The sequence below is a fragment of the Microlunatus panaciterrae genome, assembly GCF_016907535.1.
Lineage (GTDB): Bacteria > Actinomycetota > Actinomycetes > Propionibacteriales > Propionibacteriaceae > Microlunatus > Microlunatus panaciterrae.
The window spans coordinates 3,146,463-3,164,107 of record NZ_JAFBCF010000001.1; the positions used below are offsets into that span (position 1 = coordinate 3,146,463).

14 protein-coding genes and 1 pseudogene are annotated in these 17,645 nt (G+C 69.2%); 6 read left to right on the forward strand and 9 right to left on the reverse strand.

From position 1 onward, the window contains the following. Positions 1 to 24: 24 nt before the first annotated feature. Genes JOE57_RS14370 through JOE57_RS14395 form a run of 6 tightly spaced genes read right to left on the reverse strand, consistent with a single transcriptional unit; the run spans position 25 to position 5,824 of the window. Positions 25 to 849: an inositol monophosphatase family protein gene (locus JOE57_RS14370; protein ID WP_204919009.1), complete on the reverse strand. Its 825-nt coding sequence runs from the start codon at positions 847 to 849 to the stop codon at positions 25 to 27. Continuing rightward, the gene (locus JOE57_RS14375) at positions 833 to 1,738 is read right to left on the reverse strand and encodes a glycerophosphodiester phosphodiesterase (protein ID WP_275588352.1); all 906 of its coding nucleotides are present in this window, start codon (positions 1,736 to 1,738) and stop codon (positions 833 to 835) included. Before JOE57_RS14375 ends, JOE57_RS14370 begins: the two co-directional genes overlap by 17 nt. Further along, entirely contained in the window at positions 1,738 to 2,901 is a 1,164-nt protein-coding gene (locus JOE57_RS14380) for an ABC transporter ATP-binding protein (protein WP_204919013.1), read from the reverse strand. The genes JOE57_RS14375 and JOE57_RS14380 overlap by 1 nt, the downstream gene beginning before the upstream one ends. Further along, a complete protein-coding gene (locus JOE57_RS14385) occupies positions 2,898 to 3,749 on the reverse strand; it encodes an ABC transporter permease (protein WP_204919014.1) in 852 nt (283 codons plus the stop codon). Before JOE57_RS14385 ends, JOE57_RS14380 begins: the two co-directional genes overlap by 4 nt. Further along, the gene (locus JOE57_RS14390; protein ID WP_204919016.1) at positions 3,749 to 4,642 is read right to left on the reverse strand and encodes an ABC transporter permease; all 894 of its coding nucleotides are present in this window, start codon (positions 4,640 to 4,642) and stop codon (positions 3,749 to 3,751) included. Before JOE57_RS14390 ends, JOE57_RS14385 begins: the two co-directional genes overlap by 1 nt. Before the next feature lie 27 nt (positions 4,643 to 4,669). Continuing rightward, a complete protein-coding gene (locus JOE57_RS14395; protein WP_204919017.1) occupies positions 4,670 to 5,824 on the reverse strand; it encodes an extracellular solute-binding protein in 1,155 nt (384 codons plus the stop codon). A 159-nt stretch (positions 5,825 to 5,983) separates the two neighbouring features. On the opposite strand from JOE57_RS14395, the gene JOE57_RS18990 reads away from it, so the two are divergent. From JOE57_RS18990 to JOE57_RS14415, 4 genes and pseudogenes are all read left to right on the forward strand, one after another. After that, entirely contained in the window at positions 5,984 to 7,282 is a 1,299-nt protein-coding gene (locus JOE57_RS18990) for a histidine kinase (RefSeq protein WP_204919019.1), read from the forward strand. Further along, a pseudogene (locus JOE57_RS14405) lies at positions 7,275 to 7,953 on the forward strand (response regulator). The gene JOE57_RS18990 and the pseudogene JOE57_RS14405 overlap by 8 nt, the downstream one beginning before the upstream one ends. Before the next feature lie 127 nt (positions 7,954 to 8,080). Beyond that, on the forward strand, positions 8,081 to 8,362 hold the full coding sequence (locus JOE57_RS14410; protein WP_425561290.1) for an HU family DNA-binding protein: 282 nt from the start codon (positions 8,081 to 8,083) through the stop codon (positions 8,360 to 8,362). A 153-nt stretch (positions 8,363 to 8,515) separates the two neighbouring features. Further along, on the forward strand, positions 8,516 to 10,510 hold the full coding sequence (locus JOE57_RS14415) for a TIGR03960 family B12-binding radical SAM protein (RefSeq protein WP_204919021.1): 1,995 nt from the start codon (positions 8,516 to 8,518) through the stop codon (positions 10,508 to 10,510). A gap of 123 nt (positions 10,511 to 10,633) precedes the next feature. Here JOE57_RS14415 and JOE57_RS14420 read toward each other — a convergent pair whose 3' ends face one another. Further along, positions 10,634 to 11,542: a type IV toxin-antitoxin system AbiEi family antitoxin domain-containing protein gene (locus JOE57_RS14420; RefSeq protein WP_204919023.1), complete on the reverse strand. Its 909-nt coding sequence runs from the start codon at positions 11,540 to 11,542 to the stop codon at positions 10,634 to 10,636. Between the two features lie 173 nt (positions 11,543 to 11,715). Then, entirely contained in the window at positions 11,716 to 12,978 is a 1,263-nt protein-coding gene (locus JOE57_RS14425) for a CynX/NimT family MFS transporter (protein WP_204919025.1), read from the reverse strand. Positions 12,979 to 13,048: 70 nt separating this feature from the next. Here JOE57_RS14425 and JOE57_RS14430 point away from each other — a divergent pair, with 70 nt between their 5' ends. Both JOE57_RS14430 and JOE57_RS14435 read left to right on the forward strand, forming a co-directional pair. After that, on the forward strand, positions 13,049 to 13,768 hold the full coding sequence (locus JOE57_RS14430) for a TIGR03936 family radical SAM-associated protein (protein ID WP_338041323.1): 720 nt from the start codon (positions 13,049 to 13,051) through the stop codon (positions 13,766 to 13,768). A gap of 308 nt (positions 13,769 to 14,076) precedes the next feature. Continuing rightward, positions 14,077 to 17,223, forward strand: coding sequence for an Rne/Rng family ribonuclease (locus JOE57_RS14435; protein ID WP_338041324.1), 3,147 nt, complete (start codon positions 14,077 to 14,079; stop codon positions 17,221 to 17,223). Positions 17,224 to 17,254: 31 nt separating this feature from the next. On the opposite strand, the gene JOE57_RS14440 is transcribed toward JOE57_RS14435, so the two are convergent. Further along, positions 17,255 to 17,644, reverse strand: a complete 390-nt coding sequence (locus tag JOE57_RS14440; RefSeq protein WP_204919028.1) for a DUF1304 domain-containing protein — start codon at positions 17,642 to 17,644, stop codon at positions 17,255 to 17,257. Position 17,645: the final 1 nt, after the last annotated feature.

Sequence of the window (17,645 nt, forward strand, 5' to 3'; positions counted from 1 at the left end):
CCTGGCAGTGAAGTGGCCTGCCGCTCACCCCGAGCGACGGCTCGCGCTCCAGAGCGTGAACAGCTCCTCGGCAGCGGCGGGGTCGGCCACCATCAGCCCACCCTCGGCCGGGAAGGGCTGCTGTCGGCCTGACTCGTCCCAGACGGCCAGGCCCGCCTCCTGACACAGCAGGGTGGCGGCCAGATGGTCCTCGGGGTGGAATTCGCCGACCACGGCGCCGGTGCAGCGTCCGGCCGCCGGCTGCGCCAGGGTCAGGGTGGAAGATCCCATCACCCGGGTGGTGCAGTGTCGCTCCGCCAGTGCGGCCAGCAGCTCCAACATCCCCGGCCACGGCTGGTGCCGGGCCCACTCGGTCAGCACCACACCACCGCTGAGCCGGGACCGGTTGTCGCCGCGCGCGGCCGGCACCTGGACATCGTCGACGAAGCATCCGCGGCCCTGGACGGCGTGCAGGATCTCCGACCGCCACGGATCGGCGACCACCCCGACCAGCGGAGTGGAACCGACCGCCAGGGACAGCGAGAACGACGTCCAGGGCAGACCCGCGGCGAGGTTCGTGGTGCCGTCCACCGGATCGCAGTACCAGGTGGGCCCGTCGCCGGCCTCACCGCCGTACTCCTCGCCGACCACCCGGTGTCCGGGCAGCCGGGTGCCGATCAGCTCCCGGACCGCGCGCTCGACGGCCGTGTCGACCTCGGTCACCGGGTCGGCGGCGTCGGCCTTGGTGCGGACCGCGCCCAGGGGCGTGTCGCGGACGGTCCTGATCGCGATCCGGGCAGCCTCCAGCGCCACCCCCAGCGCGCTGTCCAGATCGAGGTCAGCGTGGTGGTCGTCACCGGGAACGGTCATCGAGCACCTTCCTGAGGGTGCCGATCTGGTTGCTGATCAGCGCGTCGACACCCAGGTCGAGCAGCTGGTGCATCAGAGCGGCGTCGTCCACGGTCCAGCAGCAGGTGGCCAGCTGTCGTTCCCTGGCCCAGTCGATGACCTCGCCGGTCATCATCGGCCAGTGCGGGTTGTAGGCCTCCGGCGCGAGCAGGTCGACCACGGCGTCTGTCGGCGGACCGCCGTTGCCGTTCCCTTCGTCCCAGGAGAGCACGATCCGGGCGTCCGGGTCGGCCTCGCGGATGACCTGCAACGACTCGGTCCGTCCGCACCAGACGATCTCGGACCGGTCCAGCCGACCGGCCGTGATGGCCTGCTCCACCACTCGCTGGCTCGGCGTCGCCCACTCTGCCGAGTCCATGTCGATCAGCAGGGCCGTACCGCTGCCGGCGAGCAGCTCGAGGGCCTCGCTGAGCAGCGGTATCCGCACGCCGTCACCGGCCAGGGCCGTCAGGTCGGCCAGCTCGAGCCGTCGGATCTCACCGGGGTGGCCCCAGAGCCGCTCGAGGGTGTCGTCGTGCAACAGCACGACCTGACCGTCAGCGGTGACCTTGACGTCGATCTCGATCAGGTCGGCCGGGGCCGCCAACGCGGCGGTCAGGGCAGGCAACGTGTTCTCGCGGAACCCGACCGGCTCTCCCCGGTGCGCGATGGCCTTCGCGCCGACGCCGACGCCGATCGGTCGGGGCAGCGCCGGGAGGCGGCCAGCCGTCCGGCCCCGCCGTGCTCCTTCGACAGGCTCAGGACACGTATCGACAGGCTCAGGACACGTATCGACAGGCTCAGGACACGTCCCGCGCTCTGAGCCTGTCGAAGAGCGGCCCTCATGACCGTTGCAGCCCAGGTCCGCCATCAGGTGAGCACCTCGTCGGCGTACAGCAGCACCGAGCGGAACCGGACCCGCACCTGGGCGCCGTCCTGCAACACCGACAACGGGTCGCCGTTGTCCAGGTAGGCCCGCACCGTCAGGGGCTGGTCCGATCCGCTCTCGCTGAGCACGACCACCATCTCGGTGAAGTGGCCACGGGGGATCACCCGGGACACCGTGCCCGGGGCGCCGGCTCCGTTCTCGGCGACGGTGACGTCCTCGGGCCGGACGCCCACCTCGGAGCCGGTGCTCGATGACGTGCCGGGGGCGCTGTCACCTGGGTCCACGGGGACCTCGACCCGACCTTCGAGCACGGCGACCAGGGTGCCGTCCGTGTGGCGGACCGTGCCCGGGAAGGCGTTCATGGCACCGACGAAGCTGCCGACGAACTTCGTGCTGGGCCGCCGGTAGAGGTCGATCGGGCTGCTGTACTGCTCGATCCGACCGCCGTTCATCACCGCCACCCGATCCGAGATGGACAGGGCCTCGTCCTGATCGTGGGTGACCACAACCGTCGTGATGGCCAATCGCTGCTGGATCTCACGGATGTCCTCGCGCACCCGCACCCGGAGCTTGGCGTCGAGATTGCTCAGCGGCTCGTCCAGCAGCAGCACCGCCGGCCGCTGCACCAGCGCCCTGGCCAGTGCCACCCGCTGCTGCTCGCCGCCGGAGATCCTGGCGGGCCGGCTGCGGATGTGATGAGTGAGGTTGACCAGCTCCAGCATCTCCTGCACCCGTTCGACGATTTCGGCCTTGGGCAGCTTGCGCAGCTTGAGACCGAACGCCACATTGTCGAACACGCTCATGTGCGGCCAGAGGGCGTAGTTCTGGAACACCATCGCCGTCGGCCGCTTCTCCGGCCGCAGCCGGGTCACGTCCTGGTCGTCGATCTGCACGCTGCCGGCGTCGGGGGTGAGGAAGCCGGCGATCATCCGTAGCGTCGTGGTCTTACCGCAACCCGAGGGGCCCAACAGGCAGACCAGCTCACCCCGGTGCACGGTGAGGTCCAGGTCGTCCACGATGGTACGACCGCCCAGCACCTTGGTGATGCCTTTGAGCTGCAGGCCGGCCGAGCCGGGGTGCTGTGCTGTCCCGGAGGCCACCGCGGGTGCGGCGGTGGCGGTCATGATGTCCTTGTCGACACTCATCGGATCTGGAACCCTTCAGCGAGCTGTCCACCCATGATGTGCTTGCGTACCAGCAGCAGCAGCACGACCGAGGGGATCGACAGCAGAATGGAAAAGACGGCGGCCACCTGGCGCGGGTAGTTCAGCACCAGCGAGTACATCTCGGTCGGCATCGTGTAGAACACCGGCGCCCCCACCAGGTAGGTGCCCTGCGCCTCGTCGAACGAGGCCAGGAACGACATGATGATCGCGACCAGGATGCCGGGCAGTGCCATCGGCAGCGTGATCGTGAAGAAGACCCGCAGCTTGCCGGCACCCGCGTCCTGCGCCGCCTCCTCGAGACTGCGGGGGACCGACGCGAAGGCCGCGGCCGGGATCCACGTCATGAACACCACCGTGCCCAGCACGTGCACGATCACCACCCCGGTGAAGGTGCTCATCAGGTTGAACGCGTAGAAGAGCGACGCCAGCGCCACGAACAACCCCATCTTGGGGAACGCGTTGGTGGCGAACAGACCGATCAGGAAGAACCGACGACCCGGGAAGTCGAACCGGGCGAAGGCGTAGGCCGCGGGCAGGCAGATCGCGGAGGACACCCCGATCGTCGTCACCGCGAACGCGAGACTGAGCCCGATCGCCGACGACAGCTGCTCGTCGGCGAGGACCTGGCGCCACCAGTGCAGGGTCCAGCCGTCCGGCGTCAGGTTCGGATAGGTCCAGCCGGTGGCGAACGCCCTGATCGCCAGCCACAGCAGCGGGCCGAGAATGAAGACCCCCAGCGTGACGAGCAGCAGCAGGGAGAGCACGGCCTTGACCGAGCGGGCCACGGTCAGCGGCTGACGTTCGGACAGTCGTACGGTGCTGGTCATCAGACCCGCCCACTCTCTTGTGCCGACCGGAAGTTGGCCCAGACGTAGATGGCACCGAAACCGGCGGCGATCACGAACACGACGACCGCCATCACCACCGACTGCTGGGGCCGGTTGAAGGCCTGGAAATAGCTGGCCATGTCCACCCCGAGCATGTTCGGGGCATTCGGCCCGGTGAAGTAGGGCACGGTGAACGAGCCCAGGGTGCCGATGGCGGTGAAGGTGCCGGCGATCACGGTCGGCACCATCGCCATCGGCGCGATCACCGAGCGCACGGTGCGGAAGAACGAGGCGCCCGCGTCACTGGCCGCCTCGATCAGCGAGTCCGGGACGCTCTGCACCCCGGAGACGATCATCAGGGTGGCGAACGGCAGGTGGGTCCAGACCAGGCCGATGATGATGCAGGTGACGCTGTAGCCCCAGGTGGGTGCCTCCACCCCGAACTTCGCCGCCACCGAACGGATCAGCCCGTCGCCGGCGTAGAAGGTGAGGATGGCCCAGGACGCGATCACCACCGGGATGAACATCGGCACCACCGCCAGCGCCGACAGGGCCTTGGCCGCCCAGGACTGCGACACCCGCAAGTAGAGCGCGATCACCCAGGCGAGCACCACCACCGTCGCCGTGGAGATCAAGGTGATCACCACGGTGGTGGTGAGGTCCCGCCGGAACCGCTCGTCGGCGAACACGTCGCGGTAGGCCCCGGCGGTCATCTGCCACCAGTGGTCCACCTCATGCTGCTCCCTGGCGATGGTGGCGATGGTCTGGTTCAGACCGCCGACATGGCCGAGGCTGTAGGCCACCGCCACCACGATCGGGAAGCCGACGAACACGGCCACCAGCAGCAGCGGTGGACTGGCCATCAGCAGGCCGACAAGGGGTCGCTTCTTCATCTCTTCGCGCTCAGCTCGTCCGGGCGCCTAGTGGCCCGGAACCTTCTGGTCCCACAGGTTGTTGATGTCGTTGCCGTGGTCGGAGTTGTACCCGGGCCGCAGCTGGTCCGGCTTGGCATCCTTGAACTCCTCCTGCACCTCGGCCGGGAGCTTGTCCAGTGAGATCACCGGGTAGCCGGCGATCTTCTCGGCGATCGCCTTCTGCTGGTCCGGTTCGAGCAGCCAGTTGGCCATTGCGAACGCCGGCTCCTGGTTGCTGGACGCCTTCACCACGCCGACCTCGGTCGAACCGCCGGTGAACGTCGGATTCGAGATCTGAGCGATCTTCGCGGTCTTCGGGATGGTGCCGTTGGCCTGGCCACTGAGGAACTGGTCCGACCAGACCGGCAGCATCCAGATCTGACCGCTGGACAACAGGTCGATCGTGCCGTTGTTGCCGTTCGGGTAGACACCCTTCTGGAACACGTACGGGTTCAACCCGGCCAGCGTCTTCCAGCCCGGTTCCCAGTACTTCTCCAGGTCCTTGTCGTAGCCGGTGGTCATCTTCTCCCGGACGTCCGCGGGTACGTACTTGTCCAGCACGGTGGTGACGAAGGCGCCGCCGGAGCCGCCGGTCTTCGGTGAGTTGTAGGCGAACTTGCCGGGGTGGGCCTTGATCCAGGCCAGCAGCTCGTCCAGGGTCTTGGGCGGGTCGGTGACCTTGTCGGCGTTGTAGGCCAGCAGGACTGACGACCCGCGGTAGGGGATCGCGTTGGTGCCGGCAGCGGCGACGACCTTCGAGTCGACATTCGCCAGGTTGGGCACCTTCGGCTTCGGGTCGGCGAGCAGTCCCGCCTGGCCGGCCTGTTTGCCGACCCCCTCGACCAGATCGATGCCGGGGTCCTTCTTCTGCTGCGTTGCGGCAGCCAGCTTGGCGATCACCTGGGACGAGTTCTCACCGTGCAGATCGAACTGCAGCACGACCTTGACGTCCGGGTTCGCCTTCTCGTAGGCAGGGATCAGCGTCTTCTGCCAGAGATCCTGAATGTTCGTGTCACCGCTGGCGTAGACCTTGATCGTCTTCGCTGAGCCCGAATCCGACCCGGTGTCCTTCGTCGCGCCGGGTCCGTTACCTTGGCACGCACTGACGCCGACTGCGAGCGTCAGCGCGGCCAGAACTGCTGCAAGTCTCTTGCGCTTCATGGGCGAACTTCCCTTTCCGGCCCCCGCCGCTTGTCCCTATGACCGAATGTAATGACAAATCTCGGGCCATATAACCATGGTCAACCTATGTGGCGCTAGGCCTGAGCACCATCTGGCTCAGTCGTCGCCCAACGTTCACCGCCGCGATATGTTCCCTTCGTGTCAGCCACCCCTGCCGCCCCGGGTCGGGCCCGGCTGAGCCGGTTGCTCGACGCCAGTGACGGGATCGGTGTCGGTCCTGCTCTGCCGGGCCGGAGCCTCCTCTTCGACGTCTTGATCGCGTTGGTGTTCACCGCTGTGGGATTTCTGCTGCTCCAGGTCTTCTCGCCGAAGGCGAGCTGGGACGACGCGCTGTTCGTGGCGTTGATCAACCTTCCGCTGGCCCTCCGGCGTCGCCTCCCGGTGACGTCCTTCGGGTTGATCTTCGTCCTCGGTCTGCTTCAGATGATGGCGGGCGTTCCGATCGGGCTCTATGACGCCGGCCTGCTGTTCTCGCTCTACTCGGTGGTGGGCTACACCGACAGACGGTTCGCCCTGGTCGCCCTGTCAGTGGCCACCGTCGCAGTGCTCGTCGGTGCGGCCACCGACTGGTGGGGCTACGTCGACCGGCAGCTGGCCGCCCCGAGCACGTCCGTTCGGCTGTTGTCCTCATTCGGGGCCGCCGGGCTGGTGGCGATCACCTGGGCCTTGGGTGAGCGTCTCCGGTCCGGTCGCGCCGGTGTCATCGCCTTGTCCGCGCGAGCCGACCAGCTGGAGCGGGACCGTGAGCAGCAGGCCATCATCGCGGCCGCCGGGGAGCGGGCCCGGATCGCGCGGGAGATGCACGACGTGATCGCCCACGGCCTGTCGGTGATGGTCGTCCAGGCCGACGGGGCCGCGTACGTGGTGGAGCAGTCACCGGCGACGGGTAGGGCCGTCCTGGAACAGATCGCTGCCACCGGCCGCGAGTCGCTGGCGCAGATGCGTGACCTCCTCGGACTGCTGCGTGCTGACGGCGACGACCTGACCCTGGCCAGCGCCGAGCACGACGACGGCGGGCCGACCCACGTGCCCCAGCCTGCGTTGGATGACATCCCCGAGCTCGTCGCCGAAGCCTCCGCCGCAGGAGCGGACGTCACGCTGACCGACACCGGTGACTCCGGCGCCGTGCCGCCGATGGTCCAGCTCACCGCCTACCGGGTGGTGCAGGAGGCCCTGACCAATGCACGCAAGCACGGCGGCCGAGCGGTCGAGGTGACGATGGACCACTCCACCTCGGGGTTGCGGGTGATCATCCGCAACGGCCCGCCCGACCTGGGTGGGCCCGCTGTGACCGGGCCGCCGGGGCATGGGCTGGTGGGCATGGCCGAGAGGGTGGCTGCGGTCGGCGGCGACCTCCACACCCGTGCAGTGCAGGATGGAGGCTTCGTCGTCGACGCCTGGCTGCCGTTTCGAGGAGAGGGACCACTGCATGAGTGAGATCCGGGTGTTCCTGGTGGATGACCAGGAGCTGGTCCGGGCCGGGTTTGCGATGCTGATCGGTTCCCAGCCCGACATGCGGGTGGTCGGCGAAGCCGGCAACGGGGGTGAGGCGGTGGAGAAGCTCGCCGTGACGGCCGCCGATGTCGTGATCATGGACGTCCGGATGCCCCGGATGGACGGGGTGGAGGCGACCAGGATCATCACCGAGCGGTCCGCCGACAGCGGCCAGGAGCTGCCCAGGGTGATCGTGCTGACCACGTTCGACCTGGATGAGTACGCCTTCTCCGCGCTCCGTGCCGGGGCCTCCGGTTTCCTGATCAAGGACACACCTCCCGGCGACCTGCTCGCTGCCGTCCGTACGGTGTTCTCCGGGGACGCGGTGGTCGCGCCGAGCACGACCCGGCGGTTGATCGAGAAGTTCGTCGACGCCGTGCCCGAGCGCACCTCGGTACCCGACCGGACCAGCAGCCTGACCGGCCGGGAGCGTGAGGTGCTGCTGGAGATCGCCCGAGGTCTGAGCAACCCGGAGATCGCCGACAAGTTCGTCCTCTCCGAGGCCACAGTGAAGACCCACGTCGGGCCGGATCCTGGCCAAGACCGGTCTGCGCGACCGGGTCGCGCTGGTGGTGCTGGCCTACGAGACCGGCCTCGTCAGAGCCGGCGGCTGAGGTGGTGAGCACGCGCCGGCGACGTCCAGAACGGCGGGGTTACGCCATTTCTGGAGCGATGGCACGTAGTCTCGACCGTAGAGCCCCGACGGGGCGACAGATTCGAACCACCGGAAAGGCACTACTTATGTCTCTGAATCGCACCGAGCTCGTGGCCGCGATCGCCGAGCAGGCATCGCTGTCGAAGACGCAGGCCGACGCCGCACTGTCCGCGCTGCAGGACGTCGTCATCGCCAACCTGGAGAAGGGTGAGGCCGTCAAGGTCCCCGGCTTTCTGAACGTCGAGCGGGTCGAGCGGGCCGCCCGCACCGGCCGGAACCCCCGGACCGGCGAGGAGCTGCAGATCCCTGCCGGCTACGGCGTCAAGGTCACCGCCGGCAGCGCGCTTAAGAAGGCCGTCGCCAAGTAGTCGCTCCACCGACACGCGTCGATCGTTAAGGGGCCCCGAACTCGCTCTGGCGGGTCTCGGGGCCTCGTCGTTCCACCTGGAGTAGACCATCCCGCCCGGTGGCCCAGTTGGACAAAGCACCATGCGGGCCGAGTTCGTTACGCTGGGAACGCTATGACCACCACTGCTGATCCCACCACCGTTGAGCACCGTGCCGCCTCGAACGACCACGACCCCGGATCCCTGTTCTGTCGGCTCGAGCCGCTGCTTCCCAAGGTCGGCAAGCCGATCCAGTATGTCGGCGGAGAGCTGAACAGCGTCAGCAAGGACTGGTCGTCAGTCGACGTCCGCTGGGCCCTGATGTATCCCGATGCGTACGAGGTGGGGCAGCCGAACCAGGGGGTGGCCATCCTCTATGAGGTGCTGAACGAACAGGACTGGATCCTGGCCGAACGCACCTACGCCGTCTGGGCTGACCTGGAGGCGATGCTGCGCGAGCACCGGATTCCGCAGTTCACGCTGGACTCGCACCGTCCGGTCGGCGCCTTCGACGTGCTCGGGCTGAGCTTCGCCACCGAGCTGGGCTACACCAACATGCTGAACGCGCTGGACCTGGCCGGGATCGCGCTGCACGCCGTCGACCGCTCCGAGGACGACCCGATCGTGCTGGCCGGCGGGCATGCGGCCTTCAACCCGGAGCCGATCGCCGACTTCATCGACGCGGCGGTGCTCGGCGACGGCGAGGAGATCGCGCTCAAGATCTCCGAGGTGATCCGCGAATGGAAGGCCGAGGCCCGACCCGGAGGGAGGGATGGGCTGTTGCTGCGGCTGGCCGCCGGAGGTGGCGTCTACGTTCCGAAGTTCTACGACGTCGACTATCTGCCCGACGGCAGGATCCAGCGGGTCGCACCGAACCGCAGCGGGGTGCCGTTCCGGGTCGCCAAGCACACTCTGATGGATCTGGACGCCTGGCCCTACCCGAAGAAGCCGCTGGTGCCGCTGGCCGAGACGGTGCACGAGCGCTACTCGGTGGAGATCTTCCGCGGCTGCACCCGTGGCTGCCGGTTCTGCCAGGCGGGCATGATCACCCGGCCGGTGCGCGAGCGCAGCATCGAGACCATCGGGGCCATGGTGCAGGGTGGGATCGAGGCCACCGGCCTGGAGGAGGTGGGGCTGCTCAGCCTGTCCAGTGCGGACCATTCCGAGATCGGTGAGGTCACCCGCCAGCTCGCGGATCGCTATGAGGGTAGCAACATCTCGCTGTCACTGCCCAGCACCAGGGTCGACGCGTTCAACATCGACCTGGCCAACGAGCTGTCCCGCAACGGGCGGCGGTCCGGGTTGACGTTCGCGCCGGAGGGTGGCTCCGACCGGATGCGCAAGGTGATCAACAAGATGGTCGACGAGGACGACCTGATCCGGACCGTGGCTGCCGCCTACAGCAACGGCTGGCGTCAGGTGAAGCTCTACTTCATGTGTGGGCTGCCGACCGAGACCGACGATGACGTGCTGGCGATCGCGGACCTGGCCAGGCGCGTGATCGCGACCGGGCGCGAGGTCAGCGGCCGGCGCGACATCCGTTGCACGGTGAGCATCGGCGGCTTCGTGCCGAAGCCGCACACCCCGTTCCAGTGGGCTGCCCAGCTGGACGCCGAGACGACCGACGCCCGGCTGGCCAAGCTGCGGGACGTGATCCGCTCCGACCGGGCGTACGGCAAGGCGATCGGATTCCGTTACCACGATGGGAAACCCGGCATCATCGAAGGGCTGCTCAGCCGCGGTGATCGTCGGGTCGGCAAGATCATCGAGGCTGTCTGGCGCGACGGTGGCCGGTTCGACGGCTGGAGTGAGCACTTCTCCTACGACCGCTGGGTCGCCTGCTCCGCGTCGGGTCTCGAGGGCACCGGCGTGGACCTCGACTGGTACACGGTGCGCGAGCGCGACTACGACGAGGTGCTGCCCTGGGACCATCTGGACTCGGGGCTGGACCGCGACTGGCTCTGGGAGGACTGGCAGGACGCGCTGGACGAGGTCGAGGTCGACGACTGTCGCTGGACCCCCTGCTTCGACTGCGGCGTCTGCCCTCAGCTGGACACCACCATCCAGATCGGGCCCACCGGCCGGTCACTGCTGCCGATCGCCTCGGTCAGCTCCGGCGTCGCTCGTTGAGCCCGCCGGGCACTGTGCAGACCGTCGAGACCCACCACGGCACACTGTGCAGGCCCTCGCCGTTCCGTGCAGGGCTCCGGGCGCCTGCACGGAGTGCCCACGGACTGCACGGAGCGCTGGCACTCATCGTGCCGCCCGGGCGAAGGCCCGCTGAAGCCTGTCCCGGATGACCTGCGGCCGCTGCAGGTCATCCCAGATCCAGCGGACCACCTGCCAGCCGAGGTCGCGGAGGGCGTCCTCGCGCTGTTTCTCGGCGAACAGTACGTCGGCGGCGGTCTGTCCGGGGCGCAGCAGCCGGCCGTACTTCACCCTGCCGTCGAACTCGCCGAGGGTGCGTTGCTCCGGCCAGCCGAAGTCGGACCGGCCGGCCAGGGTGCCGGTGGGACCGAAGACCTCGTACTGCAGCTCCACCGGCAACAGACCGAGCCGATCCAGAACGACCCGGCTCAATGACTCGCCCGGGCTCTCGCTGCGACCGTCGAGGAAGGCCGCCACCCGGCGGGCCCCGGCCACCCCCGGCCAATGCCGCATCCGCCCAAGCATCTGCTCCAGCTGGTCCCGGTCAAGGCCGGCGGCCAGCGCCTGGTCGCCCGCCGCGACCGCCTGCCGGTAGGGGAGTGTCCTGCTGAGGTCGGCGACCGTCCGCGCCAGCGACGTGACACGTACACCGGCGAGTTCGACCACGTCACCGTCCGCCAGCGGTGCCGAGTGCAGGTGCAGCTGCCGTCCGCGGCGGCCTCCGCTGGAGCGGTCACGGGTGAAATGCACCCGCTCGAGCCGGGTCCCCCACACGGGAAGGTCATGCAGGAGGGCGGCCGACTCGTGGCTGACGACCGCCTCCGGGGAGATGTCGTGCAGGCAGGCGCGGAGCAGCCGCTCGTGGACGTCCCGCACCGGAGGCGGCTGCTCCGGCGGCTCGACGTAGACCCCGCGGCGTATCCCGATCAGCTCGCCGCGGTGCCGCATCCGCGCGATTTCGTCTCGCTGATATCCGGCTGCCAGCAGGTTGCGGCGGAGAATGAGGTCATCCATCCGTCCAGTCCAACGCCTCTGACAGTGCGGGTCGGGCCCTGGAGACGATCTGTGGATAGCTTTTTGGAGCCCTAATGACCTGAGTCACGCCACTGTGCAGATCCTCTCTGTTCCGTGCAGGTCTCCGAGGGCCTGTACGGAGTGCGTACCGTCTGCACGGACGCGGGGGACGCTCAGCGGCGCTGCCGGCGATGCTCCAACTCGTCCTCGAGGAACTTCGGCCGGACGGCCAGCAGACCCATGACGAGCAGCGGGATCGCCAGGGCGATCAGGAACAGCTTGGGCACCACCCAGCCGCCGGTGGCGGCGTGCAGCACACCGACCAGGAACGGCCCGGGCGCTGCGATCAGGTAGCCCACGCTCTGGGTGAACCCGGACAACGCCGCGGTGCCCTGGCTGGTCCGTGCCCGCAGCCCGATCAGGGCCAGGATCACGGGGAAGGCGGCCGTCCCCAGAGCCAGCAGGATCGCCCACAGCCACGGCAAGGCGGACGGCGCCAGGAGCAGCCCGACATAGCCGCCGACCAGGCAGCAGAAGATCAGCACCAGCAGCCCTGACGGTTGCCGCTTCCGGGCCGTGTAGGCAGGGAACAGGAACGCGAGCGGGATCCCCACGACGGCCGAGATGCCGAGGAAGAACCCCGAGGCGGCGGTGGAGTAGCCCGCGTCCTGGTACATGGTGGCGAGCCAACCGAAGATGGCGTACGCCTGCATCGACTGAACGCCGAAGAAGACCGCCAGGATCCAGCCCAGCCGGGTGCGGGCCACCTGGCGGATGCTTATCGGCGCGCCCTGCACCGCAGTCGCCTCCCCGGGAGTCGGCACGTCCGGGCTGTCATGGCGCACCAGCAGCAACCAGGGCAGCACGGCCACTGCTGCGGTGATGGCCCAGATGCCCAGGCCCCAGCGCCAGCCGCCGAGAGCGTGCGCGATCGGCACCGTCAGCATGCTGGCGGCGGCGACCCCGATCGTCATCGAGGTCGAGTAGAGGGCGGTGACCAGCCCCACCCGATGGCTGTAGTGCAGCTTGACCAAAGAGGGCAGCAGGACGTTGGCGGCGGCCATGCCGGACAGACCGACCATGGTGGACAGCAGGAAGACCAGTGCGGAACCGGTCGCCGCGCGGATCAGCTGCCCGACGATGACCAGGCCGAGCGCGGTCAGCATCACCCGGTGCACCCCGAACCGGGCGGCTGCCATCGGTGCCAGCGCGCCGAAGCCCGAGAAGCACAGCACCGGCAGGGCGGTCAGCAGACCCGCCAGGGCGGGCCCCATCCCCAGCTCGCCGGTGATGGTCGGCAGGAAGGGGCCGAGGGCGACCGCCAGCGGACGGAGGTTGAACGCCAGGATCAGCAGACCCCCGATCACGAGCCAGCGCGACTCGGGCAGCCCGCCGCCGCGGCTCCGAGTGGACTGCTGGGTCTGCCCGGTTTCCATCGTTCCTCCTGAACCGACCTGACGTTGCCGGCGACCAACCGTAACCGGCTCCGACGGTATCCTCGTCGCCGTGTCCGAGAAGCAGCGCACCCAGCCTGAGCAGCATGCGCCCCCGGTGCAGAAGATGCGGCTGCGCTATGCCAAACGCGGTCGGGCCCGCTTCACCAGCCACCGGGACTTCTCGCGGGCCTTCGAGCGGGCGCTGCGTCGCGCGGGCATTCCGATGGCCTACTCGTCCGGCTTCTCGCCGCATCCGCGGATCTCGTACGCCAACGCCTCGCCGACCGGAGCAGCCAGCGAGGCCGAGTACCTGGAGATCGGCCTGGCCGCCGAGTGTGACCCCGACCGGGTGCGGGCCGCGCTGGACGAGGCCCTTCCGCCCGGCCTGGATGTGGTCGAGGCCATCGTCGCCCCGCCGGGCGCCCTGGCCGACCTGCTGACCGGCTCGCTCTGGCAGATCCGGCTCCCCGGGATCGATGCCGCGGAGCTGGGTGCTGCCTGCGAGAACTTCCTGGGCCAGTCGTCGGTCCTGGTCCAGCGGATGACGAAGAACGGCATCCGCAGCTTCGACGCCCGCCAGGCGGTGGTGTCGCTGCGCGTCTCGGACGGGGAGATCCTGCTGGTCTGCCGACACCAGACCCCGCTGGTGCGGCCGGACGACGTGCTGACCGCGCTGGGAGAGGTCTCGCCGTCGTTCGCGCCGGTCGAGGTTCCAGTCATCACCCGGCTCGCCCAGGGCACCCTGGAGGAGGAGACCGGCGAGATCGCCGACCCGCTGACCGTACGCTGAGCGACACCTCTCGCGCGTCGCACAGGTCGGCTGACGGATCCCTGCACATTGTGTGGGATACTGGGCCCATGGTTAGAGCACACCGTGTGCTCGAACCCGATGTGGGCAACTGCGAGGTGACAGATCGCAGTGCTGTGCGGCAGTTTCTGCACCGCGACGAGCGAGGTCCCCCCGAAAGGGTGGGCTCCTTAGACCGCGGGAGACTGTGACTCACACCATCGGGCGACCAACAGCTTCCGCCACCCAGTCCTGCTGGGAGTGGCGAAACGAGAATGCGTGCCCAAGGGGTGCGTCGCAGAGGAGTCCGGATGCTCGAAAATGAGCCCGACACAAGCCAGAACACAGCAGCAACCACCGCAGCACCGTCCGAGCCGGCGCCGCCCCGCCGGCGCCGCGCTGCCAGCCGCCCGGCCGGCCCCCCGGCCAGTGCTCCTGAGGCGCCGCCGATCCAGGTGAGCGCTCCGGTCAGTCCGACACAGGAAACCGTTGCGGCACCGGTAGCCGAGCCGCAGCCGACCGTTGCGGCACCGGCCGCCGAGGGCGACGGCCAGGCCACTGCGCCGGCCAAGAAGGCTCCGGCCAAGCGGACCGCCAAGAGGGCCACAGCGAAGAAGGCCGCGTCGCCCAACGAGGCGCCTGCCGCAACGTCGCCCAACGAGGCGCCTGCCGCCGCCGGGGAGGCCGCGGCTGTCGAACCGACGGCCAGGACGCCGCGCAAGCGCACCGCCAAGAAGGCGGCCCCGGCCCAGCCCGAGCCCAAAACGGGTCAGGCGGCAGAGGCCCCAATCGCCGAGCCGACCAGCCCGGCCGCGCCGTTCAGCGGCAGCCCGCACGACGACCAGACGCAGCAGGCTCCGGCGGAGGCTGTGGCGGAGAAAAAGCCGGCCCGTCGCCGCACCCGCCGTCCGGTGTCCGACCCGTTCGCCGTTCCCGACTTTGCGGTGAGCCGCCCCCAGCCCGAGAGCCAGGCTGCGCCGACGACTGAGGTGCCCACGCCCGAGGCTGAGCTGGTGGAGGACGAGGAGGCTGCCGCGCTGCTCGCCGCCGAGCAGGCCACCGCCGAGGAGAGCGCAGCCGAGCCCGAGCCGACGGATCAGCCGGGCGCTGACCAGGAGGCGGGTGAGCAGGAGAGCGCCGAGCAGGACAGCGAAGACACCGACGACGAGTCCGGTGACGGCCAGCCGCGCCGCCGTCGCCGCCGCCGCGGTGGCCGCCGTCGCCGCCGTGGCGGGTCGGACGACACCGCCGAGTCCGACGAGGAGGACACCGACAGCTCCGACGAGGCCGAGAAGGACCAGAACGAACCGGGCCAGTCGGCTGACGATGCCGCCCAGGAGACGAGCCACGACGACGGAGACGAGGGCGAGAGCGAGGGCCAGCGGCGCCGTCGCCGTCGGCGTCGCCGCCGTGGCGAGGACGCCGGTGCCGCCCCGGACGACCCGTCCGAGGTGGTGGTCCGCGTCCGTGAGCCGCGAAGCCGCAAGCAGGCCCAGCAGCAGGTCACCGGTATCGAGGGTTCGACCCGGATGGAGGCCAAGCGTCAGCGTCGCCGGGACGGTCGTGAGGCCGGCCGCCGCCGAGCGCCGATCCTGAGCGAGGCCGAGTTCCTGGCCCGGCGTGAGTCGGTCGACCGGAAGATGATCATCCGTCAGCGCGAGGACCTGTCGCAGATCGCCGTGCTGGAGGACGGCATCCTGGTCGAGCACTACGTGGACCGGGACTCCGCTGCGTCCCTGATCGGCAACGTCTATCTCGGTCGGGTCCAGAACGTGCTGCCGTCGATGGAGGCCGCGTTCATCGACATCGGCCGCGGTCGCAACGCGGTGCTGTACGCCGGCGAGGTCGACTGGGAGTCGTTCGGCGCCGAGGGTCAGAACCGCAAGGTGGAGAAGGCCCTCAAGTCCGGCCAGACGGTGCTGGTCCAGGTGTCGAAGGACCCGGTCGGCGCCAAGGGTGCCCGACTGACCAACCATGTCTCCATCCCCGGGCGCTACATCGTGTACGCCCCGGGCGGGCATCTGTCCGGGATCTCCCGCAAGCTGCCGGACACCGAGCGCAAACGGCTGAAGGACATCCTGGCCGACCTGGTCGGTGACCAGGCCAGCGTGATCGTCCGCACTGCGGCGGAGGGTGCCAGCGAGGAGGAGCTGGTCCGCGACGTCAACCGGCTGAAGGCGCAATGGGAGGACATCGAGCGCAAGGTCAAGGCCGGCAGCGCTCCGCAGCTGCTCTACGGCGAGCCGGACCTGACCGTACGGATCGTCCGCGACCTGTTCACCGAGGACTTCAACGAGCTGATCATCCAGGGCAACGGCTCGGTGAGCGACGCCTACGACTCGGTTGAGGCGTACGTGTCCCACGTGGCCCCGCACCTGAAGGACCGGCTGACGCGCTGGGACGCCGACAGCGACGGCGACCTGTTCGCCGCCCACCGGCTGGACGAGCAGATCGCCAAGGGTCTCGAGCGCAAGGTGTTCCTGCCCTCGGGCGGTTCACTGATCATCGACCGGACCGAGGCGATGACAGTGATTGACGTCAACACCGGGAAGTTCACTGGTGCCGGCGGCAACCTGGAGGCGACCGTCACGAGCAACAACCTGGAGGCGGCGGAGGAGATCGTCAACCAGCTGCGGCTGCGCGACATCGGCGGCATCATCGTGATCGACTTCATCGACATGGTGCTGCCGGCCAACCGCGAACTGCTGCTCCGTCGGCTGGTGGAGTGTCTGGGTCGGGACCGGACCAGGCACCAGGTTGCCGAGGTGACCAGTCTGGGTCTGGTGCAGATGACCCGGAAGAAGATCGGCACCGGCCTGCTGGAGGCGTTCAGCGCCGAGTGCGAGCACTGCCAGGGCCGGGGCGTCCAGCTCCACGACGTGCCCGTCGAGTCCCAGAAGCAGGCTGACGGGGGGACCCGTGACGCCGGCAACCGGAACCGGCGCAACCAGCCGGGGCGCCAGGGCTCCGGCAACCAGGGCCCGCGCCCCGGCAACCAGTCCGGCAAGCAGCAGCCGGCCGGGGACAGGGAGAAGGCGGGTGAGAAGGACAAGGCCGCTGAGAAGGAGAACTCCGGCGACGGGTCACGAGACGGTGCTGCCGCAGTTGACGCCTCGACGCAGCCCGGAACCGATCAGGAGCACCGCGAAGGCAGCCATCAGGATGGGGCCAACCGGGAGGAGCGCTCCGGTCGGAGCCGTCGACGCCGCGGGCGTGGCGGCGAGGCGGCCGGCGACGACGCCGCTGGTCAGGAGACGCCTGCCGTGGACACCCCCGCAGCGGATCACCAGTCGGGCAACGGCCAGGAGTCGAGCCACCCGGTGCCGGAGCCGCAGCCGCACGGGGACGGTGAGCACCCGGCCGGTGACCGGGATCGCAGCCCGGCCGCGGAGCAGCCTCAGCAGCCGGCCATGGTCGAGGCTCAGCCGGCTCCGGACCCGGTGACGACCACCGGCTGAGGTCGACCGCGAGCACCGTCGTCCGGCTGGTTCAGACCAGCCGGACGACTGCCGCCGCCAACAACGCCAGTAGCGGGAAGCCGGCCTGGGTGAGCGCCGCGCGCAGGTATTTCGCGCCTGTGGAGAGCAGCACGACCGCAGCCGCCACCATGCTGGCGCAGCCGAAGATGATCAAGGCCCAGCCTGCCGCCGGTCGGTCGGTGAGCACCAAGATCACCCCGCTGCCGGTGCCGATCGCCAGGAAGAGGTTGTAGAAGCCCTGGTTGAAGGCCAGCTGTCGGGTCAGCCTGGCCTGGTCCTGCGTCTTCAGGCCGAACAGCCGCCAGATCGTCTCCCGGGTCCAGAGCAGCGACTCCATGGCGAAGATCACCACGTGCAGCATGGCGGCCAGCAAGGCGAGCCCCAGCGCAACGTAGGTCATG

Excerpts from the sequence above, each read along its gene's own strand:
- JOE57_RS14415 (WP_204919021.1), top strand. The coding sequence starts at position 8,516 with ATGACCACCACTGCTGATCCCACCACCGTTGAGCACCGTGCCGCCTCG.
- JOE57_RS14375 (WP_275588352.1), bottom strand. The coding sequence starts at position 1,738 with ATGGCGGACCTGGGCTGCAACGGTCATGAGGGCCGCTCTTCGACAGGC.
- JOE57_RS14435 (WP_338041324.1), top strand. The coding sequence starts at position 14,077 with ATGCTCGAAAATGAGCCCGACACAAGCCAGAACACAGCAGCAACCACC.
- JOE57_RS14410 (WP_425561290.1), top strand. The coding sequence starts at position 8,081 with ATGTCTCTGAATCGCACCGAGCTCGTGGCCGCGATCGCCGAGCAGGCA.
- JOE57_RS14385 (WP_204919014.1), bottom strand. The coding sequence starts at position 3,749 with ATGACCAGCACCGTACGACTGTCCGAACGTCAGCCGCTGACCGTGGCC.
- JOE57_RS14440 (WP_204919028.1), bottom strand. The coding sequence starts at position 17,644 with ATGACCTACGTTGCGCTGGGGCTCGCCTTGCTGGCCGCCATGCTGCAC.
- JOE57_RS14425 (WP_204919025.1), bottom strand. The coding sequence starts at position 12,978 with ATGGAAACCGGGCAGACCCAGCAGTCCACTCGGAGCCGCGGCGGCGGG.
- JOE57_RS14395 (WP_204919017.1), bottom strand. The coding sequence starts at position 5,824 with ATGAAGCGCAAGAGACTTGCAGCAGTTCTGGCCGCGCTGACGCTCGCA.
- JOE57_RS14390 (WP_204919016.1), bottom strand. The coding sequence starts at position 4,642 with ATGAAGAAGCGACCCCTTGTCGGCCTGCTGATGGCCAGTCCACCGCTG.
- JOE57_RS14370 (WP_204919009.1), bottom strand. The coding sequence starts at position 849 with ATGACCGTTCCCGGTGACGACCACCACGCTGACCTCGATCTGGACAGC.
- JOE57_RS14380 (WP_204919013.1), bottom strand. The coding sequence starts at position 2,901 with ATGAGTGTCGACAAGGACATCATGACCGCCACCGCCGCACCCGCGGTG.
- JOE57_RS14420 (WP_204919023.1), bottom strand. The coding sequence starts at position 11,542 with ATGGATGACCTCATTCTCCGCCGCAACCTGCTGGCAGCCGGATATCAG.